The following is a 25,419-nucleotide window of genomic DNA, read 5'->3' on the forward strand; positions in this document are numbered from 1 at the left end:
GGAAATTAAACTTGCTAAAGAGCCCCGAATACCGCTACACTTGCGCTATCTCATCTACCATCCTAACGGTGTTAGCGTAGAAGGAGTTACGGCTCCGCCCGGCAACGGGCGAGGCTAGCTTACCTAAATTTCTTCTAACTTGTTTCTCTCCCAACGCTTATTCAACTTGATTTTTTCGTGCGTTCTTTCCACCGTATAAGCCGTCCAAGGCAATAAGTAATCTTTTCGTTTATTAAGAACGACCAAATACTCAGCTTGCTCATGCCAAATATGGATGCGTTTATCTGAACCTCGTTTTTCAGCCCAAATCTTTACTGTAGAAGCGCTATCATTTTCGATATGTGGCCGTGGCCAAGTGATCCGCTCGCAACGCCTAAGATCTGGTTCCCTTTCTGCTTCTAAGCTCCCTTCACTAATCATGTGCCAGAATGTTGCAGACTTACCATTATATTCCGGATAACGCTTTAAACCTAAACGTTGGCCTCGAAATATTGGTTTACCATCAACAAAATCGACGCAAAATAGTCGGTATATTTCATCAAAGTATCGTTGCCAATTACCATTGTAATCTTGCAAGCAAACTAAATCTGGCAGCCAATCAGCCTGGGTTTCTGCGGTCATAGTGCTCCCCCATTCCAAATCAGCAAATTAAATTTAGCCTCACGCAATAAGGTGTTGCATGTTAGTCGATATCGGCTTCTTTGTTTTATTCTTTCTATTAACTTGAGTTTAGCAACATTGGTATCTAATCCACGATGCAGGTAAGACAAGGCACCGATTAGCAGATCCGCCACCTGCAACTGCTCTGATTCATGTGAATGTACTTGTTGCACTCGTTCGATCACCTGTCGTGAATAGTCGTATGAGTTATTACAAAGCACATCATGGAGTTTTTTAATCTTATCCGCTCCAAGCGTATCTTTGATATCCAGATACACCCGATACTTCGCTTGAGGGTCAAATATTACCTTAAGCATGTTGAAATACATCTTGTAATACCATTCATCATGCGTTTGTTCCCAAGCATCATGATTTAACTTGGTTTTATCCGGTACAATCAAACCTCTAAAGTGAAAATCGTCATCATCAAAAAAATAGTCAATGATGTCCATGTAAAAATCCAGCTTAGACTTACTCACCTTCGTCCATTTAATCTCAAAGTCTTTCCCTAAGCCGTGTTTGACCTTGATCTCTCTAATTCGTTGGCTTATTTCCTGTCTCTTACTTTCTGGGCACCAAACACCACCTAGCACCATCGCTTGTTGGCCATCATGTTCTAAATGACAGGATTCATCACAATATACGTTATAGATTTCACTCATCTGTCTGACCCTACTCCCACTTCTTTTTAGTTGACTTGGCTACTACACGCTCGACTTTGATTTTTTCCAGCAGCGCCTCGGCGCTGTTTTTACCGGAAATCAGTTCAGGGTTAGCAGTGCGCCACTCGGCGGTGAGTTCACCTCTGAAGGCTTTAGCGAGTATCGACTGAGTGAGGTTATTGACCCGTAATTGCGCGGCATTGACCTGGGCTTCGACTTTGTCGGCGAAAACGAATAAGTCTTCGACACGGCGGACGATTTCTGTTTGTTCTTCTTTTGATGGCAATGCTATAGGTAGCCTTCTAACATCTTTTAGATTCAAACCAGGCATATCAATGCCTCGGTAATTTGAGTGCAACCATGATTGCACTTTGGGTGACTCTAAATAAATAGCCAGATATTTATAGGTCAGAACGCCCTCAAAGACTCTCAAACGAGCCGTACCTTGCGTTATATTAGCTCCCTTAAGTTCATCTGGAACAATAGCAACTTTCGTAGCACGAATGATGCCAAGCAAAATATCATTCCCTGATAATGTAGCCCTTTCATATTTTTTCGCTATTTCCGGACTAGTTTTCATTAATTGATGAACTAATATTTGACCATTTTGTATATCAGTTCCTCTAACGTATGGTATTCCTTCATCTAATTTGGGACCCGGTTGAACTATCCCATACATAATTTCAGAACCAGGCTCTACCAAATGTGATACAACACCATATACCCAACCTTGAGGTAAAGTTTCAAGCATTCTTAAATCAAGAGGTTCAGGTGCTTTGTACTTTTTTCCGTAAAACTTTAGGTGATGCTTTTTAGCTAGTGAGTAAAGCTCTCCTCCATGAACCATTTCGCTATTGTTTCGATCTCTCCATTTTTCCGTCAATTTGCCACTGACTGCGGCGGCTAGGACGGATTGGCGGAATGATTTTAAGATGGCGGGAATGGCATCGAGGCGGGCTTTGGTACTTTCAACCTGTCCCAGCAGTTCATCCAGCTTGTCGGCAATGACCTTTTGTTCGGCTAGAGGGGGGTACGATATAACTAGCTCTTCAATATCACCTTTTCGTACTGACGGAACAGTTGTTGAGCGAGACACGTCTGATAAATTAACTGTTCGCATAAAATAATAAATAAAACGATCCATCTCAGTATAATTAGGTACAACTGCCATAACGTTGTTATCAGCCAAACCGTTACGTTCCACAAACGCCCGTCTATTTAGTTTTACTGCTTCACCGATTTTTGCAAAAAGAGTAGTGCCTTCTCTAAAAATAACACCTTTCAATTCTTCGGCTTCTGATTGGCTAACGTAATGACCAGCTTCAGATAGTCCCCCATACTTAGATGTCACAGCAATAGAAACATCGCCCACTTTATATACGGGATAATCACCACTATTTTTACCTTGATATTTCTTCGGAAAACCAACACCACTTTTTACATCTACAGCATTGCCTAATACAGCTGAAAACCAGCCCTCTGGAATCACTTGGTTCATCCCTTCACCTCAGTTTTTAACTCAGCACCTAGTGATTTCATTAAAGCTTCAAGATCGGCCAATGCACCTTTAAGCTCTGTCATTGCTTCACCCGCCAACTCTTCTGGTGTACCTAAATCCGCAGCATCGACGCTGTTGCTATCTTTTAGCCATGAGATATCTAGCGAGTCACCCTTAGTATCACGGATAAATTCACGACTGAATACGCGCCAGCGGCTTTTGGCTAGGCGTTCATCTATGCCTTGATTGACTTCGGTCGTTTCGATTTCGACGGCTTCCGCATTAAACGACCATTCACCTTCTTTCCTTGCTGAAAGATCTGGATTCCCGCCTTCGCGGGAATGACTAGACGGGTCATAAACAGCTTCAAACGGGGTTAAGTGTTGCTCACCAAAGGGGGTGCGTTTACCAAAGTTTGGCATGTTGGTACGCAAGTCATACACCCAGGTATTGGTGGTGCAGTTTTCTTCTTGTAGTTTGTCGGCCTCTGATCCCTTAGTGAAGAAGAGCACATTAGTCTTCACGCCAGCGGCGTAGAAGATACCTGTCGGCAGACGTAAAATCGTATGAAGGTTGCACTTGTACATTAAGTCGCGGCGCACGTCAGTACCGACGCCCGCCTCAAACAAGACGTTATCGGGCAATACCACGGCGGCGCGGCCACCAGGCTTTAGGTTGCGGTAGATGTGCTGTAAAAACGCCAGCTGTTTGTTACTGGTGGGATAGGTTAAGTCGTCACGGGTGATGGACGCATCGCCGCCCTTACTGGTGCCAAAAGGCGGGTTAGCCAAGATAATATCAGCCTTGGGTAAACTCATGCCGACTTGACCCAAAGAATTGCCTAAATGCACTACGCCTTCATCGTCACCTTCCATGCCATGGAGTAAACAGTTCATCAATGCTAAACGGCGGGTTGATGGCACTAGCTCAACGCCAATGAACGCCTTGTTCCGCAGGTGTTCAATTTCTTTTAAGGTGAGATCATCGTAATTGTCGGCATTTTTGATAAATTCATGGGCGGCAATTAAAAAGCCAGCAGTACCCGCGGCGGGATCTTGAATCACTTCGCCCGCTTGTGGGTTAATGACCCGCACCATAGAGTCAATCAAGGCACGCGGGGTAAAGTATTGGCCCGCGCCGGATTTGGTCTCGTTGGCGTTTTTTTCTAACAAGCCTTCGTATAAGTCACCTAAACCGTCTTTTTGGGCGCTGAACCAGTCAATCGAATCCAGTGATTTTATCAGCTGCTTTAAATGGCGTGGCTCACGCAGGCGGGTTTGGGCATCGGCATAAATGGCTAAAATCAGCGGATCGGCGTGTAGGGTATTGCCTTCGCTGTCTTTGCCCGTCGATAGGGTGAGTAAAATGCGTTTGTAATCATCGAGTAGGTTGAGGCCATCTTTATCGTTTAAGTCGGTCCAGCGGCAGCCGGTTGGCAAGGTGTGTTTATTGAGTAAACCTGCCTCGGTATTTTCGTGCACCATTTTGATAAACAGTAATAGCACCAGTTCGGTAACGTAATCGGAATAGTTAATGCCGTCGTCGCGCAGGACATCACACAGGTTCCACAGTTTTTGGACGATATCGCTGTTGCTGCTTGTTATGCTCATTGGATTCTCAATTTTGTAATTTGGCTAATGATTGATGCATTAGGCTTAGGTATTTGGTTTATAGATAGGTTCAAGCTTATTGGCTGTCATGGCCTATCGTTTAATGACTCTGTTTTAATTGCCCTGTTCAAAGCGCATAACGGCTGAACTGGTTACTGTCTTTGGTCATCAAAGTGACAAATTTAGGGTGGACAAACAGCTTCTCTTTACCCGATTGCACCTCTTCAAGCACGCCTATGTCGCATAACTGCTTTAAGTAAACGGAAGCGGTTTGACGTTTGGCTAAGCCACTTTCGACAAGGTTTTGAATACGGCAATAAGGTTGCTCAAAAATCACTTGTACCAACTCATGGCTGTAAATTTTGGGTAGCTGCTGACGTACATATTCTGTGGTATGGGCGATGAGTTCGCGCGCAGCGGCAATTTTATGGGTGGTCCATTTAGCCGTTTGCTCGACAGCGTTAAGGATAAAGATGATCCACGGTTGCCACTCTTGCTGAGTCGTCACGTTAAGCAATAAACGGTAATAGTCTTGCTTATGCGCGACGATATAGCGGCTCAGATACAAGATAGGTGCGCTAAGCAGTTGTTGGTCGATAAGGTAGAGAATATTGAGCACACGACCCGTACGACCATTACCATCGATAAAAGGATGGATGGCTTCAAACTGGTAGTGGGCCATAGCCATTTTGATCAGTGGATCAACATCATCTTGATTATGCAAAAAGGCTTCCCAGTTACTGAGTAAGTCACGAATGACACTCTCGCCTGCTGGTGGCGTATAAATAACCTCACCTGTGGCCTGATTCGTTAAGCTAGTACCAGGCACTTTACGCACGTCCATCTGCACGGACTTAATAGTGCTGCAAATTTCTAATGCGGTAGTGACACACAGGGGGCGATTGCTTAACTGAGTAAAGCCTTGATAAAGCGCAGTGCGATAACGCAGCGCTTCTTTGGTCATGGGGTCGGCTTGACTGTCTTCTTGAGCATACTGAAACAGCTTGTCGGTGGTGGTAACGATATTTTCAATCTCGCTACTGCCTTGGGCTTCGAGCAGTGGCAGTAAGTTGATGAGCAGACCCTGATTAGGTAGCAGCTCACCCGCTTGTTTTAGCTCTGCAAGGGCGGCGCGGGCTGGAATACAGGCTTTGAGTATAGGTAAGGTTTCGGCCAACTCAGCTAGTTTGCTGTCTAGCGGTAGTGGCGGTAAATGGTTGTATGCTTGTTCAGCTTGCCATTCCATGTTTAAAAAAACCTTCTTTTATCGACATAAATAGAGATTGAGGTGAGCTTATGTCGATTCAATCGACATGTAAAGAAAACATGTTTACAAAACTTAGTTTAATCGACATGTTTGGGTTGTTTTTGAGACTCATGTCGATAGCATCAACATCAAGGGAGCGTTAGGGCTGCCATTTTGTGTTCAGTGACATGTATAGAAAGTACCAATATCTATACAAATTCAGTGCACGTGTATAGATAATACGACTATCTATACACGTGCAGACGACAACAGTCTTAACACTGCTCGATAGCCTACTTGCCCACTAACCCACTTGCCACAGGTAGGCATTGAGCTCGTCTAAAATGGTATCGAGTTGGTCATTGAGTACACTGTTAAAGCGTTTGGCACCACCGTCACTAGCAAAACGATTATTCACAAAGGCTTTATCAATCACAGCCTCATGCACCAATTGTTTTGCTAGACGGTCTAGCCACTTACGCTGATTTGGGTTCCAATCATGTTCGCTGTAAATGCGTTGCATGGCGTTATTCACCCGCTGGGCAAAGGGGATTAAGGCTTCATCCAATGCGGCTTGGCGAATATAACCGATAATACTCGCGGCGATATCTTGGTTGGTGTTTTTACGCCACGCACTTTGCAGGTGGGCTTCGCTATAGCCTGCCTCATCAAGCAGTAATTTGACCTCTTTTAGCTGAGCTCGGGTGAGATCTTTAGGTCGATTTACCACAACGGACAAGGCTGCTGATTGGTTAATGTTTTGCTTAATGAAGTGACTGAAGCTTTCAAGATAATCAGCGGGCTTTTCGTGTATACCATAATTTTGCTGACGCTCTATGAACTCATCACGCCCTTCATAGATGAGCGGCATACTGTCGCTACCCACCAGATAACGGACTTCGGCTAACTGATTAATCAAACTTTGGTGCTGCTTAAAAAATTGTGCCGCCTCTCTGGGGCCAATTTGATGTAGATGCTGGTGGAGTTTCGCTGGTGCTACGCCCCATAACTCTTCAAGTTGCTCGAGCTTGGCTTTAAGCTCTGGCTTATTCTCGGCTTTTTTAGTCGCTTTTCGCATCACCCGCATCACTTTCTGCCCAAGTTGATTAAGCACGTCGTGGGCATGGCTATTGGTGTGACTATCTGCACCTGCACCGACTTGTTCACCAGGGGTATTAAGTGCGCGTTCTAAAAAGGTATCGTCAGTTAACTCGTCCACCAGCTGCTCAAGGGTAATGTTGGGATCTTTCACTATCGGCTTCATAGTGTTAACAGCTTCAAGCGCGCTGTAAATATCAACCGGATCATAAATCTTAAAAGCCGTTTTACCTATGTCGTCACAGCGGCGAGTGGCACGGCCCATCATTTGTTCGTACAGAATGCGTGATTTGACTCGACGTAAAAACACTAAATGACAAATCTTAGGCACATCGATACCGGTTGATAATAGGTCAACAGTAATGGCGATATTAGGATAACGCTCGTTTTTATATTGGCGTATCAACTGGCTGACTTTATCACTTTGACCGGTAATTTTAGCCACTGCCGCTTGATTGTAGTCATCGCCATACATATCAAGAAAGGCTTTATCTAATAAGCGTTTTACCATGTCTGCATGCACATCGGTTGCACAAAAAATCATGGTTTTCTCATCGCCAAAAGGGTCTAACTCTTTGATTAATTCTTGGCAGATGACTTCATTAAACGACTCAGTAATCACTCTTTTATTAAAGGATTCAACATCGAACTTTAATTCGTCTTCTAAATCGGCCGTTTCAATTTCACCGGTTTGGGTGTTGATGGAGGTGACGGTTTCGCCTTTTTCAAACTTAATGCCGTGTTTGTTTAACAGGGTTTCATAGCGGATCGGTGGCTCATGGTCGATAAGCCAATCGCCGGCAACCGCTTCGCGATAGCTGTAGGTGTAAACCGGTTTACCGAAAATCTCACTTGTATGCTTGGCAGGCGTTGCGGTTAAGCCGATACGCACCGCATCAAAGTAATCGAGTACCCGCCGATAACTGGACAGATATTGGCTGGCATCGCGAGTGGCAAGTTCACCTTCGGTCATTTGCTGATCTAGGGCATAACCTCTGTGCGCTTCATCGACAATAATGCAGTCAAACTCGTCCAGCGGGGGCGGGTTATCCGACATAAAAATCCGTTTGACCATGGCCTGTACTGTCGCGACTTGAATGCGAGTTTCAGCTTCACTTTTCATATCGCCAAGCTCGGCAATATTGTAGATAGACGACAGCACTTTGTTTTGCTCAAGCTTGGCTTCGTCAAAGGAGTCGCACGCTTGCTCACCCAATGCGGTTCTATCAACGAGGAACAAGATACGCCTAAAACGCTCGGCCTTTAAAAATCGATACATCAAACCAATAATAGTGCGGGTTTTGCCTGTACCTGTGGCCATTGCCAGCAGACACTGAGTGTTATCTTGCGCTAAAGCCGACTCTACAGCTGCGATAGCTTTTTGCTGGTAATCGCGCAGACCGAGGTAATCAAAGCCTTCTTGTTGAAGTGTTTGCTCGGCGGCTTCGCGGCTGCGCTTTAATTTATCAAGCAGGCCATCAGGCGAGTGAAACTGTTGCAGCGCCCGCTTGGTGTTACTGGGTTTACGGGTATCGCGAAACCAAGTGCCTGATAACTCTGCCAGTTGCTTATTAAACTCGCGGCCATTACAGGAATAAACAAAAGGGATATGGTAATGGCCGTCTGCGTCATCGGCCCATGCTACTGTGCGGCCTTCAATTTCCCATGCACCTTGTTGAGGCGCTATCAGTTTATAGCCTTTGGAGTAACGCTCGGCTTGGGATATTTTACCGGCAACGTGGGTGTTTTCTTTTTTTGCTTCTACCACAGCAACGGGGATTAAGCCGCAAAACAACACATAGTCGGCTCGACCTTTTTTACCTTTATGCCATGTTATCCACTCGGCTATTGCAAGGTTTTTACCTTTTTCTGGCCGAGTGCCTTTACGAAAATCTAATCTTTGGGAATCGGCAATCCAGCCAGCTTCTATCAGTTGTTGATCAATCAACACCCGCGTTAACTCTTCGTTTAACTCAATGTGATTACCCGCTTTGCTCGCTTGCTGACTGAGTTGTTTCTTATTTTTGGTCGCCGCTTGGTTATCGACTTGAGCAAGCTGTACTAATTCTGCTTGTAGCGCTTTAATGCGTAATTCGAATTGATGCTTTTGCGCTACGAGAGCTTGCTCATGCTGCGCGGCCAACTTTGACAACGCTCGCGCCTCTGCATCCATTTGCTCAGCTAATACCGCGTACTCTTCTTTTTCACGGGCCAGTAATGTTGTTAATTGCTGATTATCGGCTAATTGCTGGTGGTTATCGTTAAGTTCACTACGCAATAATTCAATTTGAGTTTGTAACTCTTGCAGTTGCTTACTGGGATCTTCAGGTGGGACAAACGGGCCGGCTTTAAATGCGGTCTTTTGATCGCCAAAGGTATGATGGAACCAAATCGCTAGGCTACGAGCAAGCTTTAAGCCTTCTAATGCTTCTTTATGTTGGGTTCGAAATTGGTGAGTGGCTTTATTGCCTTCAATCCTTAAGGCATGAAATAACTGGCGGACCACAGGCTCTAAGGTTAACTCACGATTAATTTTGAAGAGTAAATCTGCTTGAGTCGTTTTGTCATCAAACTCTATGCCGCACCGAGCCGCAATATCTTGCGCCATCGCTTCACCTAACTGGCGCAGCTTAATTAAGGTAGTGTTGGGATCGCTGGTAAACGCACGTTCAGCACTGCAGGCCAAATCGATAAAAATAGGGTCGTATGGTTTGAGAAAACTAAAGTTAGCAGAGTCCTTTTCAGTACTCTGGCCTTGTGTGTCTAATGCCATCATTCCCTCGTAGCGCGATTATTTTCAATATAATCATATCTTTTACAAACAGTTGGTAATCCCCCCTCAAATTAACTGACGTCAAAAGTAGAATTTTCTCGTAACATAAACGCAGGAGATTCACTATGAAAACATCAAAATTCACCGATAGCCAAATCATGGCAATCCTTAAACAAGCTGAAGCCGGAACTCCAGTCCCAGAATTGTGCCGCGAACATGGCATGAGCTCAGCGACTTTTTACAAATGGCGAGCCAAATTTGGCGGCATGGATGCGTCATTGATGGCTCGTCTAAAAGAGCTTGAAGCTGAAAATGCTCGACTGAAAAAGATGTATGCCGAAGAGCGGCTAAAGGCCGATGTCATTCAGGAAGCCATGGCAAAAAAGTGGTAAAGCTGTCGCAACGTAAAGCGATGGCTCAGCATGCAGTTGCAAATCGAAAAATCAGTATCCGTTTGGCCTGTGCAGCATTTTGTATCAGCGAAACCTGTTATCGCTACCGGCGCGTTAATGATGACGAAAATGCAGAGATTGCAGAATTTCTTGTTGAATTAACTGAAAAAGAATCGGATTGGGGCTTTGGTCAGTGTTTTAATTACTTACGCAACGTAAAAGGCTTTGCTTGGAACCACAAGCGTGTATACCGAATTTACTGCGAATTAGCGTTAAATCTGCGGATAAAACCGCGCAGAAGGTTAAAACGAAATGCACCAGAGCCGCTGAAAGAGCCAACTAAAGCCAATCAGGTTTGGTCGATAGATTTTATGCATGACCAGTTATCAGATGGACGAAGCTATCGACTGTTCAACGTGATTGATGACTTTAAACGTGAAGGGCTCGCGATTGAAGCAGGTTTTTCATTGCCAACAATGCGGGTGATCCGGACCCTAAATCAGCTACTTGAAGGGCGAACAAAACCAATCGCGATCCGTTGTGACAATGGACCTGAATTTATTAGCCACGAATTTACGGAATGGGCGAAAAAGCATGAGATCAGGATTGATTACATTCAACCTGGCAAGCCACAGCAAAATGCGTACATAGAACGACACAATAAGACCATCAGGTACAGCTGGGTAAGCAAACATTTATTTGATACGCTTGAAGAAGTTCAGGACTATGCCACAAAATGGTTATGGTTTTACAATCATGAACGGCCGCACAAAGCCAATGGCGGAAAGCCGCCATTGATGGTTGCATGAACTCTACTTTTAACTTCGGTTAAAAATGGGAGGATTACCAGTTTAATCACCAGTTAAGTTTAGAAGTTGTTAACCCACTCATTATTAGTACGAGTTGAAAACTCTCGCTAACACTGTTTCGGTGCTTTGGTTAGAATGCGTTTAATCAACAGCTTTATTTTGTCACATGGAAGACGACATGGATCTCGATTGCATTCCAACTATTGAATCACTGCTGGAGCAAAACGCCATCTGCTTTACTGGGCGTCCAGATTTAATTGACCGTTATCTGGTTTTAATGGATTTAATAATACCAATAGAAACAATGGCACTGCTTGATGAGATAGGCAGCCCTTTCAAATCTTTTGAGTGGAATTCGTATCCCATTTACGGCTCTGAAACGAAGAACAGCAAAGTGAAAGAGTCCCCTACACTCGATTGCGATGACCTTTCTCTAAAGGAGTCGATTACGTTACCTAATAGACCACTTTATACCGTTCATCTTGATGAGGATTTCACCGTCACTGCACATGTCCGGTGTAATAATGGTTATTTTGATAAGCTAATCCACAAAAAAATTGGCGTGAACCCTAAAAGGTTAACGCACAGCCTAAAAGCGGTAACGCGGGCAATAGACCAGTCACCAGCATTCTTTATCTGCACTAAGTGCAATAAATTAATTGATGCCAATTTTAAGTCTCAAGATGGAACGGCCACATGTGCCTACAGCGCTTGCGGCAGGTTTGTGGAACAACACTTTGATGTTCTATCCGATAAAGTCACAAGCTCCTTATATAATAAAGATATAAGTGTCGATATATTTGACGATTACATAGCCATCTCCATTGGTTTAATCACTTGGCCGCATCCGCATGAACCGAGCTTTGAATGGGTTATTCAACGGGAAATGGCTCTTAGTTCTACACCGCGACAGGTTAAGTCTGCAGCAAAAGCTATCCACGATAGTAAGATTGCCCGTGGAAAGTGTAAGCACTGTAATGAGTCTATGAATGCAGGGCATATGTTCGATGATGATACCTGCCAAAGTTGTGCTACGGGCGTATATGGGGTTGTTTATTAGAACCTATATATTAAGCCGCATTATTTAGAATCAAGTATGTTAACGACAACCAAGTGGTTACTAAATCGGTTACTAAAACCAAAAAGCAAACGTAAAAATAGAATCAAATTATTGATTTTAAATAAAATAAAATCATCAATCAACATTCTGATCCAGAACGTGGAATAATATCCGCAACCATCGATTTAGCATCATTATCCATTGTTTTTAAAAAATTTTAACCTATCAATCGTCAATACCATCCATATATACCCACCACTACCCACCGCCATATGGTGGGTATATTGGTGGGTATACTACAATAATCCCGATCGTCAGTGGTGGGTATTATTGGCTTTCATAAAAGCAACCTTAAGGTCATGATGGGGAATGGATTTATGGGAAACTTGACAGTAAAAGAGATTGAGTCCAAGGCTAAAGGAGAGCCAGGCCGGTATGCAGATGGAGCCGGTCAGTATTTTGTTGTCCCAAAACTTGGCGTTCCATATTGGATGCTCCGTTACACGGCGAAATCCAAACGCCAAGAAATGACCTTAGCAAAATACAGTGATATGTCTCTTGCTGATGCGCGTGCGGAAGCTGCTACCAAAATGAAACAGTTTCGCGATGGTCTCGACCCGCTCGTAGCCAAAAAACGTGCAGAGCAATCCCAAATCAAAACTGTTGATGAGCTTTTTGCTGATTGGCATCTAGGTAACATCAATCGACTTAAATACGCAATATTCCAAAACGTATCTACAGCAAGGATATAGCGCCGCATATAGGCAGCTTTAATATCGATACTGTTACAGCTAGAGATATCAGAAACATCCTTAAAGCTATCGCAGCGACAGGCCGCCCAGCCATCGCTAACGATGCTCTAATGTACTGCAAGCAGCTTTTTAAACACGGCATAAAGCTGGATCTGCTTGGCACAAATCCCGCCAGTGCATTTTCTATATCAGATGCTGGTGGCTTAGAAAAAAGTAAAGACCGCGCTTTAACGCTAGAGGAAGTCACCACGTTTTTTAAAATCGCCAGAGAAAATAGTAACAGCTTTAGCCGTGACAACTACCTAGCCTGTGCACTACTGATTACATTGGGAGTACGTAAGTCTGAGCTGGCTGAAGCGCCTTAATCTTGATGATAAGGAGTGGAATCAGTCCAAAGACAGAAGCAAATCAGGAGTGGGTATTGCGATTCCATTGCCTCCCATAGTGATGGAATGGCTATATGAGTTAAAAATCAGAGCATGTGGTTTCGAATAGGTTTTTCCAAGCAGACGCTCCAGTAATGTTCTGAAGAATCCCCTGATGATTTTCAGATAAATCATTAAATTAGAGTGAACTTGCACCTTGAAGTGTGATCAGATGGAAGTGCGAACAAACATCAATCACAGGGCATCAAGGTGCAAGTGTTAACTATCTTACATCAATCTCTCTATCAACATTGTCCAGAAATCCATCAAAAGCGACTGAATACACTCATGGTCGCCTGCAAAGCCCTCATCAACGCGGATTGTCTCACCCTCACGCATTTAGGGCGGCACATTGATGGCACCAGCACTCATACTAAACACTCAATAAAACGCATGGATAGATTATTGGGCAACCCGCACCTTCACCATGAAAGACTGGCTGTTTATCAGTGGCATGCAAAGTGGCTGCTAACAGCACATACGATGCCGACCATACTGGTGGATTGGTCTGATATGCGTGAAGGTCGTGAACTGATTGCACTACGCGCCTCTATTGCGATTAAGGGCCGCTCTATCACGCTCTACGAGCGAACATTTCCGTTAGTACTACAAGGCACACAAACTGCCCATAATCAGTTTCTGAATGAACTCCATAAAGTGTTACCTGACAATATTACCCCGCTGATAGTCACTGACGCGGGCTTCCGTAATCCATGGTTTCGAAAAGTCGAGCAGCTCGGTTGGTATTGGCTGGGTCGTGTCAGAGGATTAAGTGTCTATCGGCTGCACCCCTTCGGTCGCCAATTTTCGCTAAAAGCGCTTTATCCCAAAGCCAGTCGTCGCGCAAAACATGTTGGGCGAGTGGCGTTATCGGTAAAGAAACCCTTGTTATGCGAGATGGTATTGTTCAGGGCTCCAAGTAAAGGCAGAAAAGGTCAGCGAAGTACGACAACAGACTGTCACCATACGGCGCAATGGACGTATGAACTGACCGCCAAAGAGCCTTGGGCACTGGTGACCAACTTGACCATAGAAGCCATGTCGCCTCAAAAACTGGTTAATATTTACCAAAAACGGATGCAAATAGAAGAAACCTTTAGAGATTTAAAAAGCCCCGCTTATGGCTTTGGTTTACGTCATAGCAGAACACGTTATGCGGCGAGGATGGACATACTGCTATTGATAGCATTATTGGTACAACTGGCATTTTGGTGAGTAGGATTATACGGAGAAACACAGCAATTACAGCGGCACTTCCAAGCCAACACGGTAAAGAAAAGGAATGTGCTATCAACAATCAGGATGGGCAAAGAACTGCTGCGGCGACGGCATGACTACCCCATATCAGCAGATGATTTGCTTTGTGCTGCGAAGAAACTAGCCCAACTCTCATTAACTCATGGTTGTTGGGGCTATGAATTATGAGGGGATCCTACAGAGTAATGTTAGTACGTCCGATATAGAGTGATTGATGAATTGGAAAATTAGTTAATAAATCCGCCAGCTCTTGCGATCCCTATAATGCCGATCAAAATCCAAAAACCATTGAGTAACGTGTAAGCGGAATCTTTGCGTAAAGCGGCGCACCAAGTTAGCAAAACAGCATCTATTGTGTTAAAAATCCACACAAACATAAAAGGACTTTCTGGGCCAAGCCAACTGACAAGTGAAAAACTAAATATTCGCATTAGAACACCAACCATTTCAAAGGTCCGCATATGTGTGTTCAATAATGCATTAAATTTTTTATATAACAATTAATTACCCCTCTTTTATTTATAAGTTAATTCTCATCATGTAGAACTACATTAAGAACAACTGTTACCAACATAATTTCGTTTGCACAGGGTTAATGGCGCGAAATTTTAGTGTGTCCAACTGTTACTGATTGAATTAAAAATATTTATAAAGTAAAGCCTCAGCACTGTATTAGTTAACAGAAAATATGATCAAACCTAATGCAATTCTATACCACGCAAAAACACTTAAAGAATGTTTAGCTACAAATCGTATTAAAGCATTTACTACAATGAGTGCTGAAATAAATGCAGCACTAAATCCAATTAGTATTGCCAGTATGTCGTCCGTATTTAATAAATGATAGTTTTTCGATGCATCATATATAGCTGCACCTAACATAGTAGGGATCGCTAAGAAAAATGAATATTCAGTTGCAGCTTTGCGCGATACTCCTGATAGCATTCCACCGACAATTGTAGCACCAGATCTAGATGTTCCCGGGATCATAGCAATGCATTGTGCAATCCCAATTATAATAGCCTGTTTAAATCCAATTTTTTCTATGTTTTCTATTTTAAATTTTTCACTATCTTTTCTATTTTCAACCCAAAGTATAATTAACCCGCCAACAATTAAAGCTGTAGCAACTACAGTGGTATTAAATAATACATTTTTAATATCATGTATAAACAATGCGCCAATAATTGCTGAAGGTAAGAATGAGATCATCACGATAACTGCAAAGCGTTGTGCTACAGGATCAGACTTTAGCACGCCATTTATTAAGTTTATTATTTTATCTCTGAATAACCAGCATACAGCCAAGATTCCACCTAGTTGAATAACGACTTCAAATACTTTTTCTTCGTTTGATGAGAAATTTATCCAATCACCAATTAAAATAAGATGGCCTGTACTAGATATTGGTAGAAACTCTGTAATGCCTTCAATAACTCCTAGAAAAAAAGCCTTTATAAAATAAATTAAATCCATTACCCAACCTCTAAGAATAAAAAATCGTGTTGTGCTAAAAATGTGTGGATAAAATATCAGTTTTTACTTCTGTTGTGATTACGTTAATTATATTTAATGTTCGTTATACGATTTCAAACTATATTCAATATTTTTCATTTATCTTAGACAGATTGCTGAGGCTATGCTCTGGTCTAATTCTATCAGACACCTATTTTTTAAACTGTATAAGGCTTTGTTTCCTAATAGTGAAATCCAGCGTTTGTCGGGTTTAAATCAAAATTATATTCTGATTACAGATGAACGATTGACGATGAAACACGGTTTTTTGAGCACCATACTAGGGCGTATTGACGTTTCAGGGTTATTTTTGCAGCAATTTGGCTGGCGTTTATGCAAGGCAAAGTCCGTGCTGTGTAGTTATTCTACATAAACGGACGATAACGCAGCAGAAACGTCAGCCAAATGCTGCCCGAAGGGTTCGTCTGGCAAGCCCATGCTCTTTGTCACTCGTCATTTGAGTAGAATAACTACACATCATTCCTCGTTTCGCGAGCACGAGCTTGCCAGAACGAACAAAATTTAATCTCGAAACGTCAACACGCCCTAGCATTCAGGAAGAGCTCTGTATTTAAGCCTTATCCCCATGCTCATCACAGGATTAAGGCTATCAACGCAGTCGATGGAGTACATAGTTGCTAGACAAAATATTATGAAAACACATAGGAATTGATATTCATAGCGCAACATTATGTCGACGGATGCCTGAACTCTGGATTGTGTGGTGTCGGGCGGCTACAACGCGATAATTCGTGACCCGCATAAGGAAGAAAAGCTTGCAGCGATTAAAGTGGCCTTGGATAACTGCAATGCCAATAATCCCGTTTTTTGTGAAGACGAAGTAGATATCAATTTAAAGCCTAAGATCGATGTAGAGTGGGGCTTTCGAGGGAAACAACTGTTAGTGGCAACGCCAGGGCGTAAAGAAAATGAAGTCTCAGCATATCGTCGGCTAGGGTCTATAATCTTACATAAAAACTGATTGTTATCAGAATGTTAATATGGTGAATTGTAAACTATTGGTGATTAACATGATTGATGTGGATAATGGTGTCATGATATTAACAATATAGCTTAAGTGTATGGACGGCAAAGCTTACTAAGGTTACCCAGTCATACTGAACACTTAAATTTTTGACCAATCGAAGCATTCCAAGGTTAACAAAAATTTAAGAAAATCATCAAAATCTTAATGAACTCCTAGTTGATTCGAACAAAACACAAAGGCATAGTGCGCAAATAAATTTTGACCTTGATCACATTGAGATAGGGATTTGCTGAACACCCTTAACATACATTAAATAACTTGTTGTATTTATTTGATTTCCCATTTTCTGAGAGTGTAAAAATGCTATACATAAAAGTTTTGGGCCATGGATGCACAAAATGCACAAGTACAGCAGTGTTAATCACTTCTACCGCTTCGGATCATGGTATCTCTATTAACTTAACTATGGAGTCAAATCCTGAGGTAATAATGAACTATAGAGTGGTGAGTTCGCCCGCAGTAGTTATTAACGAAAGATTAGTACACTGGGGCTCTACTCCGCAGAAACATATGGTTGAGTCATGGCTAAATGATTCGCTTTAGTAATTAACTAAATCAATATGTTACATCATTGCTCAAGGACACTTCTGTTTCACATTAATGCTCTAGACATATTGGAACAAAGGAAAACCACACATTTCTTATTTGTTTGTATTTTACGCCTCCCAAATATCGTTAATCACAACGAAACCCATAAAAAACTAGGTCAATTAACTTAGATTAATGCGCTAAATCAGTTAGTAATGGGGGAGCTAGGCTCGTACAAGGTGAGGCATGCAAGTCCAATATTTCATATTCCAGCCAAAAAATAGTCATCGATTGAAGACCTGTCTGGCATTTGAGACGACCACACCGAGTAGATTTAGGCTTATTGTACTGGTCAACCCAAACTGGACACTTTTACTTGAGAATTCTCAAACTCTACAGGTGACAGATCGTTATTAGCAGAATGAAGTCGCTCCAAGTTGTAATATTTGATGTAAGCCGTCACATCTTGCTTCATAAACTCCCTTGTTGGTTGAGCAACTTTAAAAATCCAATCGTGTTTCAAGCTACCAAAGAATCGCTCAACAACGGCATTATCCCAACACGCACCCACATCACCCATGCTGGCTCGGATACCATAGCTCGATAGCAGCCTACCGAATTGTTTACTGGTATATTGCGAGCCTCGGTCACTGTGAAATACCAGCCCTCGCGCTGGTTGTCGCAGGTTGTAGGCTTTTATTAATGCCTTGGATATCAAATCTGTGGTCATGCGTTTGTCTATGCGCCATCCCACAATCCGGCGTGAATATAAATCCATCACCACAGCTAAGTACATCCAGCCTTCACCCGTCTTTAAATAGGTCACGTCACCCGCCCAGACCTGATTAGCCGATACTGGATTAAAGTTCATGTTTAACAGGTTATCAGCCACTGCATCTGAGTGTTTTCGCTGTGTCGTCACCTTGTAAGCACATCGCTGGGTTGCTTTGAGTCGAAGGCGGTGCATAATTTTACGAACGAGATAGCGACCAACCTGGTAGCCTTCCTTGCGCAATTTCTTCACCATTTCACGATTCCCTAAGCTGCCTCGACTTTGCTTAAATAGCTGTCGAACAAGGCGATAAAGCTTCAGTGTTTCAACGCTTATCACGTTTGCAGGGCGTTTATGCCAATCGTAATAGCCTGACTTACTGACACTCATTACTCGACATAACAGTGTTATGGGAAACAGGTGAGATTGCAGTTTGATGAAACGAAATCTTACTTCATTTCTCTCGCAAAGAAGGCGCTTGCCTTTTTTAGAATTTCTTTTTCCATGCGTAATTCTTTGTTTTCTCTACGCAATCGCTTCAACTCATCACGCTCAGACTCTTCTAAGGTGATGCCTTGTTGCAGGGCTTCGTGTTTTTCCTTCCAGTTGTAAAGCAGGCTCGTGCTAACTCCAAGAGACTTTGCCGCATCGGCAACGCTATAACCTTGCTCCAGCACCATCAAGACGGCTTCATCTTTAAATGCCTGCGGATAACTCTTATGTGATTTTTTCAGACTCATATAGACCTCTTAATTTATTGACCATACTGTCTCAAAATTAAGTGTCCGATGGGATTAGACCAGAACATATCATTCTTGAGTTAGGTGCGCTCATAAATGCATTTTTCGGGTCACTTCGATAGAAAAGCGTGAGTTTTAATCTGATAATTTAGTTTTTTATTTCATTTACCTGTTTTAGAGTCGATTAAGTATTAAAATGCTGGTTAGTAAATAGGCCGAAATAGTTCGGTATTTTAGGTTGTTAAGGATCAATATGGAGTTTTTTACCACACTCTTTGTGGGCTACCCGATGTGGGTTTGGTTAATGTTTTTTGGATTTGTGTTGGCGTTGTTGGCCTTTGATTTAGGCGTGCTACACAAAGAGCAGCATGAAATTACTGTCGCAGAGAGCCTCAAGTTATCGGCCTTTTATATTTGTATGGGGCTATTATTTGGCGCTTGGTTATGGTGGTACAAGGGATCAACCGCGGGGATGGAATACCTCACGGGTTACCTTATCGAAAAGTCGCTGTCAATGGATAACGTTTTTGTTATCGCCTTGATTTTCAGCAGCTTAGGTATTCCACGTTTGTATCAACACCGAGTGCTGTTTTGGGGCATTATGGGCGTTATCGTGCTACGCGCCATTATGATTGGCTTAGGCGCGGCGCTGGTGGCGCAATACCAAGGCGTGTTGGTGTTGTTTGGTCTGTTCTTGATTTTCACTGGTATTAAGGTGCTCTTTTCGAACGATGAGCATGGTGATATTCAAGATAATAAGTTTTACAAATGGTTACGTTCTAAAATGCGCTTTACTCCAAGCCTGCATCAAGAGAAGTTTTGGGTAAGGGGTGAGGATCATCAACTCAGTAAAGGCTGGTGGGCAACGCCCTTGTTTTTGGCGTTGATCTTAGTAGAAACTGCGGATCTGGTGTTTGCGGTTGACAGTATTCCAGCGATTTTTGCGATTACCCAAGATCCTTTTATCGTCTATACCTCTAATATCTTTGCTATTTTAGGTTTGCGGGCATTGTACTTTGCTCTCGCTGCTATGGTGCATCGTTTCGAGTACCTCAAGTACGCGCTGTCGGTCGTGTTGGTGTTTATCGGTGTTAAAGTGGGGCTGGTGTACTTTAATCACGAAGGCATTGTGGACTTTAAGATCCCAACAGCGTTATCCCTAGGCGTCACCTTTGGTCTACTGCTTGCGGGTGTTTTATTCTCATTGTGGAAGACACGCGAGCAGAAGTAACGACGGTAATATATAGATAAATCAAGGCCATTAAGCAGATGCTCGATGGCCTTTTTCGTGCGTAATTAGTGCTTCCTAAGTACGAGTTTTTAGTTCTGCTTACGCTACAACTGCATCAGTTGAGATGAACTAGCAGGCCTTGAAAAAGCCAAGTGCAGCGATTTAAAAGGGATATGGCAAGAGTGTAAATATGATGCACAAAAAAGTGACCAGACGAACTCTAGAATTTGTGGTGGAAAACCGACAAATTTACGATGTGAAAATGATCGACTTGTACAATAAGTGCTTTTACAGAGTAAGGATGCATACAACGCATCCCAAATGTTCAGCATCAAGCAAATATCGGTCGTTTAAGACTTTATCAGTAAGTCAAAAACTGAGAGAAGTGGACTTTTATCAAAGAGAACCAGGCTAGGTAAGAAAATATTAGTCTGATTCCACACATAAAAGTCCCATTTTACGTTGATTTTTAGCTAGCTGGTTTTGCCTGCAAATAGCTAGTAAATACTTTAACAAGTTGACGAGAATGTTTAACTACCTGTTCCGTAAGCCAATGCAGTTGAATCTCCAACTACATTGTCCTCAGATATCTATCAATATTAAGTATTAATTACCAGTTTATGGCTCTCATGCAACTGATGCACTATCTCTGCTGCAAGGGGTTGTTTTGATGGGACTGGCAGACTGAGTCGCTCTGTAATGTCGTCACTACCGATAATACCACAAAGCTTATTATCGGCATCAACCACCAATAATAGCCCTGTAGGGCTACTGCTTAAGGAGCGAAAAACATCAACTACGGTAGCAAACTGGAGCTCATTTAGGGTGACAGCCTGCAGTTTTTCTCTAGGCAGCATCACATCAGCCAACGTTAACGAAAATGGCGTAACTGTTTTACTCACCATTGTTAGAATACGATCTGAGGCTAATTCTGCAGAGCTTACAACACCTTCCAAGCATCCCGATGCTGCAGTCACCAAAAACGTAATGCCGGGAGCTGATAATAGCCGTTTTCTTGCATCGGCGACGGACATGTCCCGAGGTAAAGACCATAAGTGGTGATCATCAATCTGTTGCATGGCCGCAATAGCAGGAGACTGTTCCGTTAGGGTTTGATGAGCAACGGATAAAGGTGAAGAACCTAAGTTAAAAGGGTGCAATGTTTTCATGGTAAAGATCCTCAGTCTATTAATTTTATTTAGGTTTAAATCATCAACAAACAGAGGGAGGTGCTTGGCCAATTGGCATGCCACGGCAAAGGCTTCCAAGAGACTCAACCAGAGTGCGATTGCCGCAACATTCACAGACAGAAAACTGAGCGATAAGCGTCGAAGGCTGAGTTGGCTGCAGTTCATAGGTATCGGAATATGGTCGAAGTAAATTGATGGAGTGGTCTACTGAGGGCTGTAGACTGACTGTATCGGTTGTATGCTCATGAAAGAGCGGCCCGATAGCTAACTGTTGTTGGACACAGGCATGGTGTGTGCCAAGTAACATTGTCAAAGCAAATAGCCAAACAACAACACACCTGAACAGCATTTTTGTGATCCAGTTCAATCATTAATTACCAATTTCATCGTAGACGAAGTAACTATTGGGTTGCAATCACTTGAAATATCATTAATAAACTTTAATTTTGTTGGCCAGTTTTATTGGAGACAGCAACAATGCAAGGAGGTTACTTTGACTTTTGTTACAGTGTTCCACCAAGTCACACCTAGGCGAAAATACCAGCCATTAATGAAATCTTTGCCACCTCCTGTAACCGCATAAAAGGCAATAAATGGAACGATGCCAGCTATTAGGCATTAAATGAGAGAAATTCGAGTAAAACGAACTTGCACATCCCATTTCATTGGTGAACTAGTGCTCGAACTGATGGTTTTTAGTGACGATATCGTTGCCTATTGCGAGGCCGATTAAAAGTAGATGGGTCTATTCCATTGTCCTAGTTTGCTTTGCTACATCCCGAATTCAACTGCTAAAGCACAAAAACTAAGTTAAATAACTAGGTTTAACAGCTGGAATAATGAACAAAATTGTAGTGACCGCTTATGCCATGGCATAGATTTTATAATCAAAATTTAGTTTCTAAAATAGCATTAATGTCGAATATTCATCTCTATGAAAACCGCTAATTTTATGTTGCTATAGAAAATGCCATAGGTTATTGTTTTGCTGTTTTTTTGTAACCTGAATTTTAGGGCAAACATGGCACATTTTACAGTGATTGGACTAGGTCGTTTTGGGATTGCAGCATCGTTAGAATTAATTCATCTAGGGCATACGGTTACAGGGGTTGAACGTGATCCTAAGCTTGCAGAAAAGTATGTCGATGAGTTGACACAAACTGTAGTCTGTGACTCAACTGATGAAAACGCTTTACGTGAGTTAGACCTTGATAATAGTGAAGCAGTGTTAGTTGCGATTGGCGAAGATATGCAATCAAGTTTATTGTGTATCTTGGCATTAAAAAATCTTGGCGTAAAACAAATATGGGTTAAAGCAAGTACAAAAGCCCATCATACAATCGTTTCAAAACTAGGGGTTGACCGAATTATTCATCCAGAAGAAGAAATGGGTATTCGCGTTGCTCAGGCGTTAAACTATCCTATGGTAAATAATTACTTATCTTTAGGGAGTGGTTTATACGTTGTTGAAGTTCATATTCGCAATAAATTACATAATTCGCCAATATCCGATATTTTAAAGGGGAGTATTAAACCAATATTAGTCAAACGAGGAACTCAAGTTTATTCTAGTGTAAATGCTGATTTCCGATTATATGAAAATGATGTGTTTTTACTCTGCGGCACTCGAGCTGAACTTAAGTCAATTGCGACAAGGTTAATGTAAATTATGGTTTCTTGGCATCCATCTGTTTACTTAGCACAGCGGACATCTAAAGCAGCAAAGAACATATTGGCTGCACCACCTTTAATTTTATCAATTAGTTTTATTTTTTTAATATTAATTGGCACTTTAATACTTAAATTACCAATATCTACAACTGTCCCTGTTACGTGGAGTCAAAGTTTATTTAATGCGACCTCCGCGGTTACTGTAACAGGTTTAGTTGTTTTCGATGTGGGAACCGTATATACCACATTTGGTCAAGTTGTTATTGCGTTACTCATTCAACTTGGTGGTCTTGGTATCATGACCTTTGCAATTGTGACTTTACTCGCTTTAGGGGCTAAGATTGGTTTTTTACAAAACACTATCGCCAAGGAAGCCTATAATAGTACAAATACAGCTACATTAGTGACAACGGCAAAATCTGTATTAATTTTTTCCCTTTGTGTCGAGTTAATCGGCATGATAATTTTAGCTGTTTCATGGTCGGATGAGCTTGGTTGGCGAACAAGTTTATTCCATGGTTTTTTTTATACAATTTCCGCATTTAATAACGCTGGGATAGGATTGAGTCCTGATAGCCTCATGCCTTATGTTGAAGATCCTATTATAAATTTAACCATTACAGCACTATTTATAATTGGTGGTTTAGGATTTACAGTTTGGATTGATTTATGGCGTAAAAAACGTTGGGATAAATTAACTACCTATAGCAAAATGATGATTATTGGTACAATTTCGATTAATGCAATTGCCGTATTAGCTATTTATTGTATCGAATATAATAATCCTAAAACATTGGTACCATTATCAGAGACAGGTAAATGGTTAGCATCTTGGTTTCAAGCTGTCACTCCAAGAACCGCTGGGTTTAATACACTTGCAATGAATGAACTTGAAGATGCTACGACCGCGATAATGCTGATGTTAATGTTTATCGGCGGGGGATCTTTAAGTACAGCAAGCGGAATAAAAGTCGTCACATTCATGGTGCTAATATTAGCAACCTATGGTTATTTAAGGCGCTATGACTTTGTTTACGTTTATCATCGTGGCATATCTAAAGATACCATCAGTAAAGCGCTAGCATTAGCGATGATATCAGTGGGAACGATTTGGGCATCAATATTTTTCCTATTGTTAAGTGAAAATGCTTCTATGATAGATATCATTTTTGAAGCTGTTTCAGCATTCGGCACTGTAGGTCTATCAAGGGGACTAACATCTAATTTAACGGTAACTGGACAGTTTATAATCATTTTTTTAATGTTTATGGGACGATTGGGTCCACTAACCCTTGCCTATTTTTTAGCGAGCCCAAAATCAAAACGTATACGTTATCCTGAAACTAAATTAACCATCGGGTAAACTTAGTGCGAGTGGGGAGAATTAGCATGAGATTGACTCGTTATTTTGCAATTTCTATCTGTACAATGGTGATTGGTTGTCAGCCTCAGCCGACTCCTAAAATGGTTAAGATTGAAGGAGAAGCTCAAGGAACGACATGGCACATCAGCTTTTGGAGTCCAAATAACATTAATGTAAAGTTGGTTGAAGACAATATAAATAATCGATTTGATGAACTTGATAAAAACTTATCCAATTATCGACCTGACTCCACTATAAGCTTATTTAACTCGGCTCTGAGTACAGAGCCTATTGTAGTTGGTGAAGAAATTGTGGAATTGGTCGCACAAGCTAAAATAGTATCCGATAAGAGTCTTGGTTGTTATGATTTAACTGTAAAATCATTATTTGATTTGTGGGGATTTGATAAATATCAATTAATGAACCCAAGTGCGATAGCTATTGCGGAAACGCTTAAAGATACCGGTATGCAACATATAAAAATTAAATCTAATTCTATGGCTAAAGATAGAGCACAAGTTCATGTAGATTTGTCTTCCATTGCTCAGGGTTATAGTGTGGGTGAATTAGCTGAAATACTAGAACGATATAATATAAAAAACTATTTGGTTGAGATAGGCGGCGAAATGGTTGTAAAAGGATATAAACCAAATGGTGAAAGCTGGAAAGTTGCCATTGAGCGACCTTTGCCCGATAAAAATATATTGCACAAACTGTTAATGATAAAACAGGATCAGGCGATAATGACATCGGGTACTTATCGCCATTATTTTGATAATAATGGTGTTCGTTTATCACATATTTTAGATGCAAGAACGGGGTATCCTGTAACGCACAATACAGTTTCTGTTACAGTACTGCATAAAAATCCAATGCTTGCCGATGCGTGGTCAACTGCACTTCTCTGTCTAGGTCATGAAAAAGGGATTGATATTGCCAATGAAAATTCTATCAATGCATTATTTATTACTGATAAAAATAATGAGCTGATTGAGTATTCAACAAATGGTTTTGATCTATTTACTACATCCGCAGTTAAAAGTGATGGTAATAAAAAGCATTAAAATTAATTTTAATTTAATTAATCGAAATTATCTGCGTTGCACTATTTTAACCTAG

Annotated in this window: 19 protein-coding genes and 2 pseudogenes; 11 read left to right on the plus strand and 10 right to left on the minus strand. The window is 41.9% G+C overall.

The genetic code is table 11. The annotated features are described in order from the left end of the window. Nucleotides 1-123 precede the first annotated feature (123 nt). From SO_RS19765 to hsdR, 6 genes are all read right to left on the minus strand, one after another. Nucleotides 124-621 (minus strand): hypothetical protein, encoded by a 498-nt coding sequence (locus tag SO_RS19765; RefSeq protein ID WP_011073933.1) that lies wholly within the window; start codon nt 619-621, stop codon nt 124-126. Beyond that, entirely contained in the window at nt 618-1,322 is a 705-nt protein-coding gene (locus SO_RS19770; protein ID WP_011073934.1) for a DUF3800 domain-containing protein, read from the minus strand. The genes SO_RS19765 and SO_RS19770 overlap by 4 nt, the downstream gene beginning before the upstream one ends. A gap of 10 nt (nt 1,323-1,332) precedes the next feature. Next, nucleotides 1,333-2,820 (minus strand): restriction endonuclease subunit S, encoded by a 1,488-nt coding sequence (locus SO_RS19775; RefSeq protein ID WP_011073935.1) that lies wholly within the window; start codon nt 2,818-2,820, stop codon nt 1,333-1,335. Further along, nucleotides 2,817-4,430, minus strand: a complete 1,614-nt coding sequence (locus SO_RS19780; protein ID WP_011073936.1) for a class I SAM-dependent DNA methyltransferase — start codon at nt 4,428-4,430, stop codon at nt 2,817-2,819. Before SO_RS19780 ends, SO_RS19775 begins: the two co-directional genes overlap by 4 nt. A gap of 127 nt (nt 4,431-4,557) precedes the next feature. After that, nucleotides 4,558-5,676, minus strand: a complete 1,119-nt coding sequence (fic, locus tag SO_RS19785; protein WP_011073937.1) for a protein adenylyltransferase Fic — start codon at nt 5,674-5,676, stop codon at nt 4,558-4,560. A 304-nt stretch (nt 5,677-5,980) separates the two neighbouring features. Next, nucleotides 5,981-9,547 (minus strand): type I restriction-modification system endonuclease, encoded by a 3,567-nt coding sequence (gene hsdR / locus SO_RS19790; RefSeq protein ID WP_011073938.1) that lies wholly within the window; start codon nt 9,545-9,547, stop codon nt 5,981-5,983. 125 nt (nt 9,548-9,672) lie between these two features. On the opposite strand from hsdR, the gene SO_RS19795 reads away from it, so the two are divergent. From SO_RS19795 to SO_RS19810, 5 genes and pseudogenes are all read left to right on the plus strand, one after another. Continuing rightward, nucleotides 9,673-10,748 (plus strand): IS3-like element ISSod2 family transposase gene (locus SO_RS19795; protein WP_164925630.1). Its coding sequence is split into 2 segments (ribosomal slippage): nt 9,673-9,925 and nt 9,925-10,748, totalling 1,077 coding nucleotides; the frame shifts between segments, so codons are not numbered across the junction. Nucleotides 10,749-10,926: 178 nt separating this feature from the next. Then, a complete protein-coding gene (locus SO_RS19800; protein WP_011073939.1) occupies nt 10,927-11,808 on the plus strand; it encodes a hypothetical protein in 882 nt (293 codons plus the stop codon). A 377-nt stretch (nt 11,809-12,185) separates the two neighbouring features. Continuing rightward, nucleotides 12,186-12,560: an Arm DNA-binding domain-containing protein gene (locus SO_RS23290; protein ID WP_238560515.1), complete on the plus strand. Its 375-nt coding sequence runs from the start codon at nt 12,186-12,188 to the stop codon at nt 12,558-12,560. 23 nt (nt 12,561-12,583) lie between these two features. Beyond that, a complete protein-coding gene (locus SO_RS23295) occupies nt 12,584-12,925 on the plus strand; it encodes a hypothetical protein (protein ID WP_420806947.1) in 342 nt (113 codons plus the stop codon). 270 nt (nt 12,926-13,195) lie between these two features. After that, nucleotides 13,196-14,410 (plus strand): annotated as a pseudogene (locus tag SO_RS19810) (IS4-like element ISSod3 family transposase). Between the two features lie 59 nt (nt 14,411-14,469). Here the strand turns inward: SO_RS19810 and SO_RS19815 are convergent. Further along, nucleotides 14,470-14,742, minus strand: coding sequence for a CBU_0592 family membrane protein (locus SO_RS19815; RefSeq protein WP_238560517.1), 273 nt, complete (start codon nt 14,740-14,742; stop codon nt 14,470-14,472). A gap of 172 nt (nt 14,743-14,914) precedes the next feature. Next, nucleotides 14,915-15,718 (minus strand): undecaprenyl-diphosphate phosphatase, encoded by an 804-nt coding sequence (locus SO_RS19820; protein WP_011073940.1) that lies wholly within the window; start codon nt 15,716-15,718, stop codon nt 14,915-14,917. A 749-nt stretch (nt 15,719-16,467) separates the two neighbouring features. On the opposite strand from SO_RS19820, the pseudogene SO_RS23575 reads away from it, so the two are divergent. Further along, nucleotides 16,468-16,685 (plus strand): annotated as a pseudogene (locus SO_RS23575) (IS630 family transposase); the annotation flags it as partial. 420 nt (nt 16,686-17,105) lie between these two features. After that, nucleotides 17,106-17,348: a thioredoxin family protein gene (locus SO_RS19825; RefSeq protein WP_011073941.1), complete on the plus strand. Its 243-nt coding sequence runs from the start codon at nt 17,106-17,108 to the stop codon at nt 17,346-17,348. Between the two features lie 337 nt (nt 17,349-17,685). On the opposite strand, the gene SO_RS19830 is transcribed toward SO_RS19825, so the two are convergent. Beyond that, nucleotides 17,686-18,845, minus strand: a protein-coding gene (locus SO_RS19830; RefSeq protein WP_141135407.1) for an IS3-like element ISSod1 family transposase whose coding sequence is annotated in 2 segments (ribosomal slippage) — nt 17,686-18,596 and nt 18,596-18,845 — 1,161 coding nt in all. Because the reading frame shifts where the segments join, the coding sequence is not laid out codon by codon here. A gap of 253 nt (nt 18,846-19,098) precedes the next feature. Here SO_RS19830 and SO_RS19835 point away from each other — a divergent pair. Then, nucleotides 19,099-20,076: a TerC family protein gene (locus tag SO_RS19835; protein WP_011073942.1), complete on the plus strand. Its 978-nt coding sequence runs from the start codon at nt 19,099-19,101 to the stop codon at nt 20,074-20,076. A 599-nt stretch (nt 20,077-20,675) separates the two neighbouring features. Here the strand turns inward: SO_RS19835 and SO_RS19840 are convergent. Next, nucleotides 20,676-21,245 (minus strand): CBS domain-containing protein, encoded by a 570-nt coding sequence (locus SO_RS19840; RefSeq protein WP_011073943.1) that lies wholly within the window; start codon nt 21,243-21,245, stop codon nt 20,676-20,678. Nucleotides 21,246-22,287: 1,042 nt separating this feature from the next. Here SO_RS19840 and SO_RS19845 point away from each other — a divergent pair. The 3 genes from SO_RS19845 to SO_RS19855 are packed head-to-tail and all read left to right on the plus strand — an operon-like array spanning nt 22,288 to nt 25,364. After that, a complete protein-coding gene (locus SO_RS19845) occupies nt 22,288-22,932 on the plus strand; it encodes a potassium channel family protein (protein WP_011073945.1) in 645 nt (214 codons plus the stop codon). Between the two features lie 3 nt (nt 22,933-22,935). Then, nucleotides 22,936-24,300, plus strand: a complete 1,365-nt coding sequence (locus tag SO_RS19850; RefSeq protein WP_011073946.1) for a TrkH family potassium uptake protein — start codon at nt 22,936-22,938, stop codon at nt 24,298-24,300. Nucleotides 24,301-24,326: 26 nt separating this feature from the next. Further along, the gene (locus tag SO_RS19855) at nt 24,327-25,364 is read left to right on the plus strand and encodes an FAD:protein FMN transferase (protein WP_011073947.1); all 1,038 of its coding nucleotides are present in this window, start codon (nt 24,327-24,329) and stop codon (nt 25,362-25,364) included. Nucleotides 25,365-25,419: the final 55 nt, after the last annotated feature.

Origin of the sequence: Shewanella oneidensis MR-1 (assembly GCF_000146165.2) — a bacterium.
Lineage (GTDB): Bacteria > Pseudomonadota > Gammaproteobacteria > Enterobacterales > Shewanellaceae > Shewanella > Shewanella oneidensis.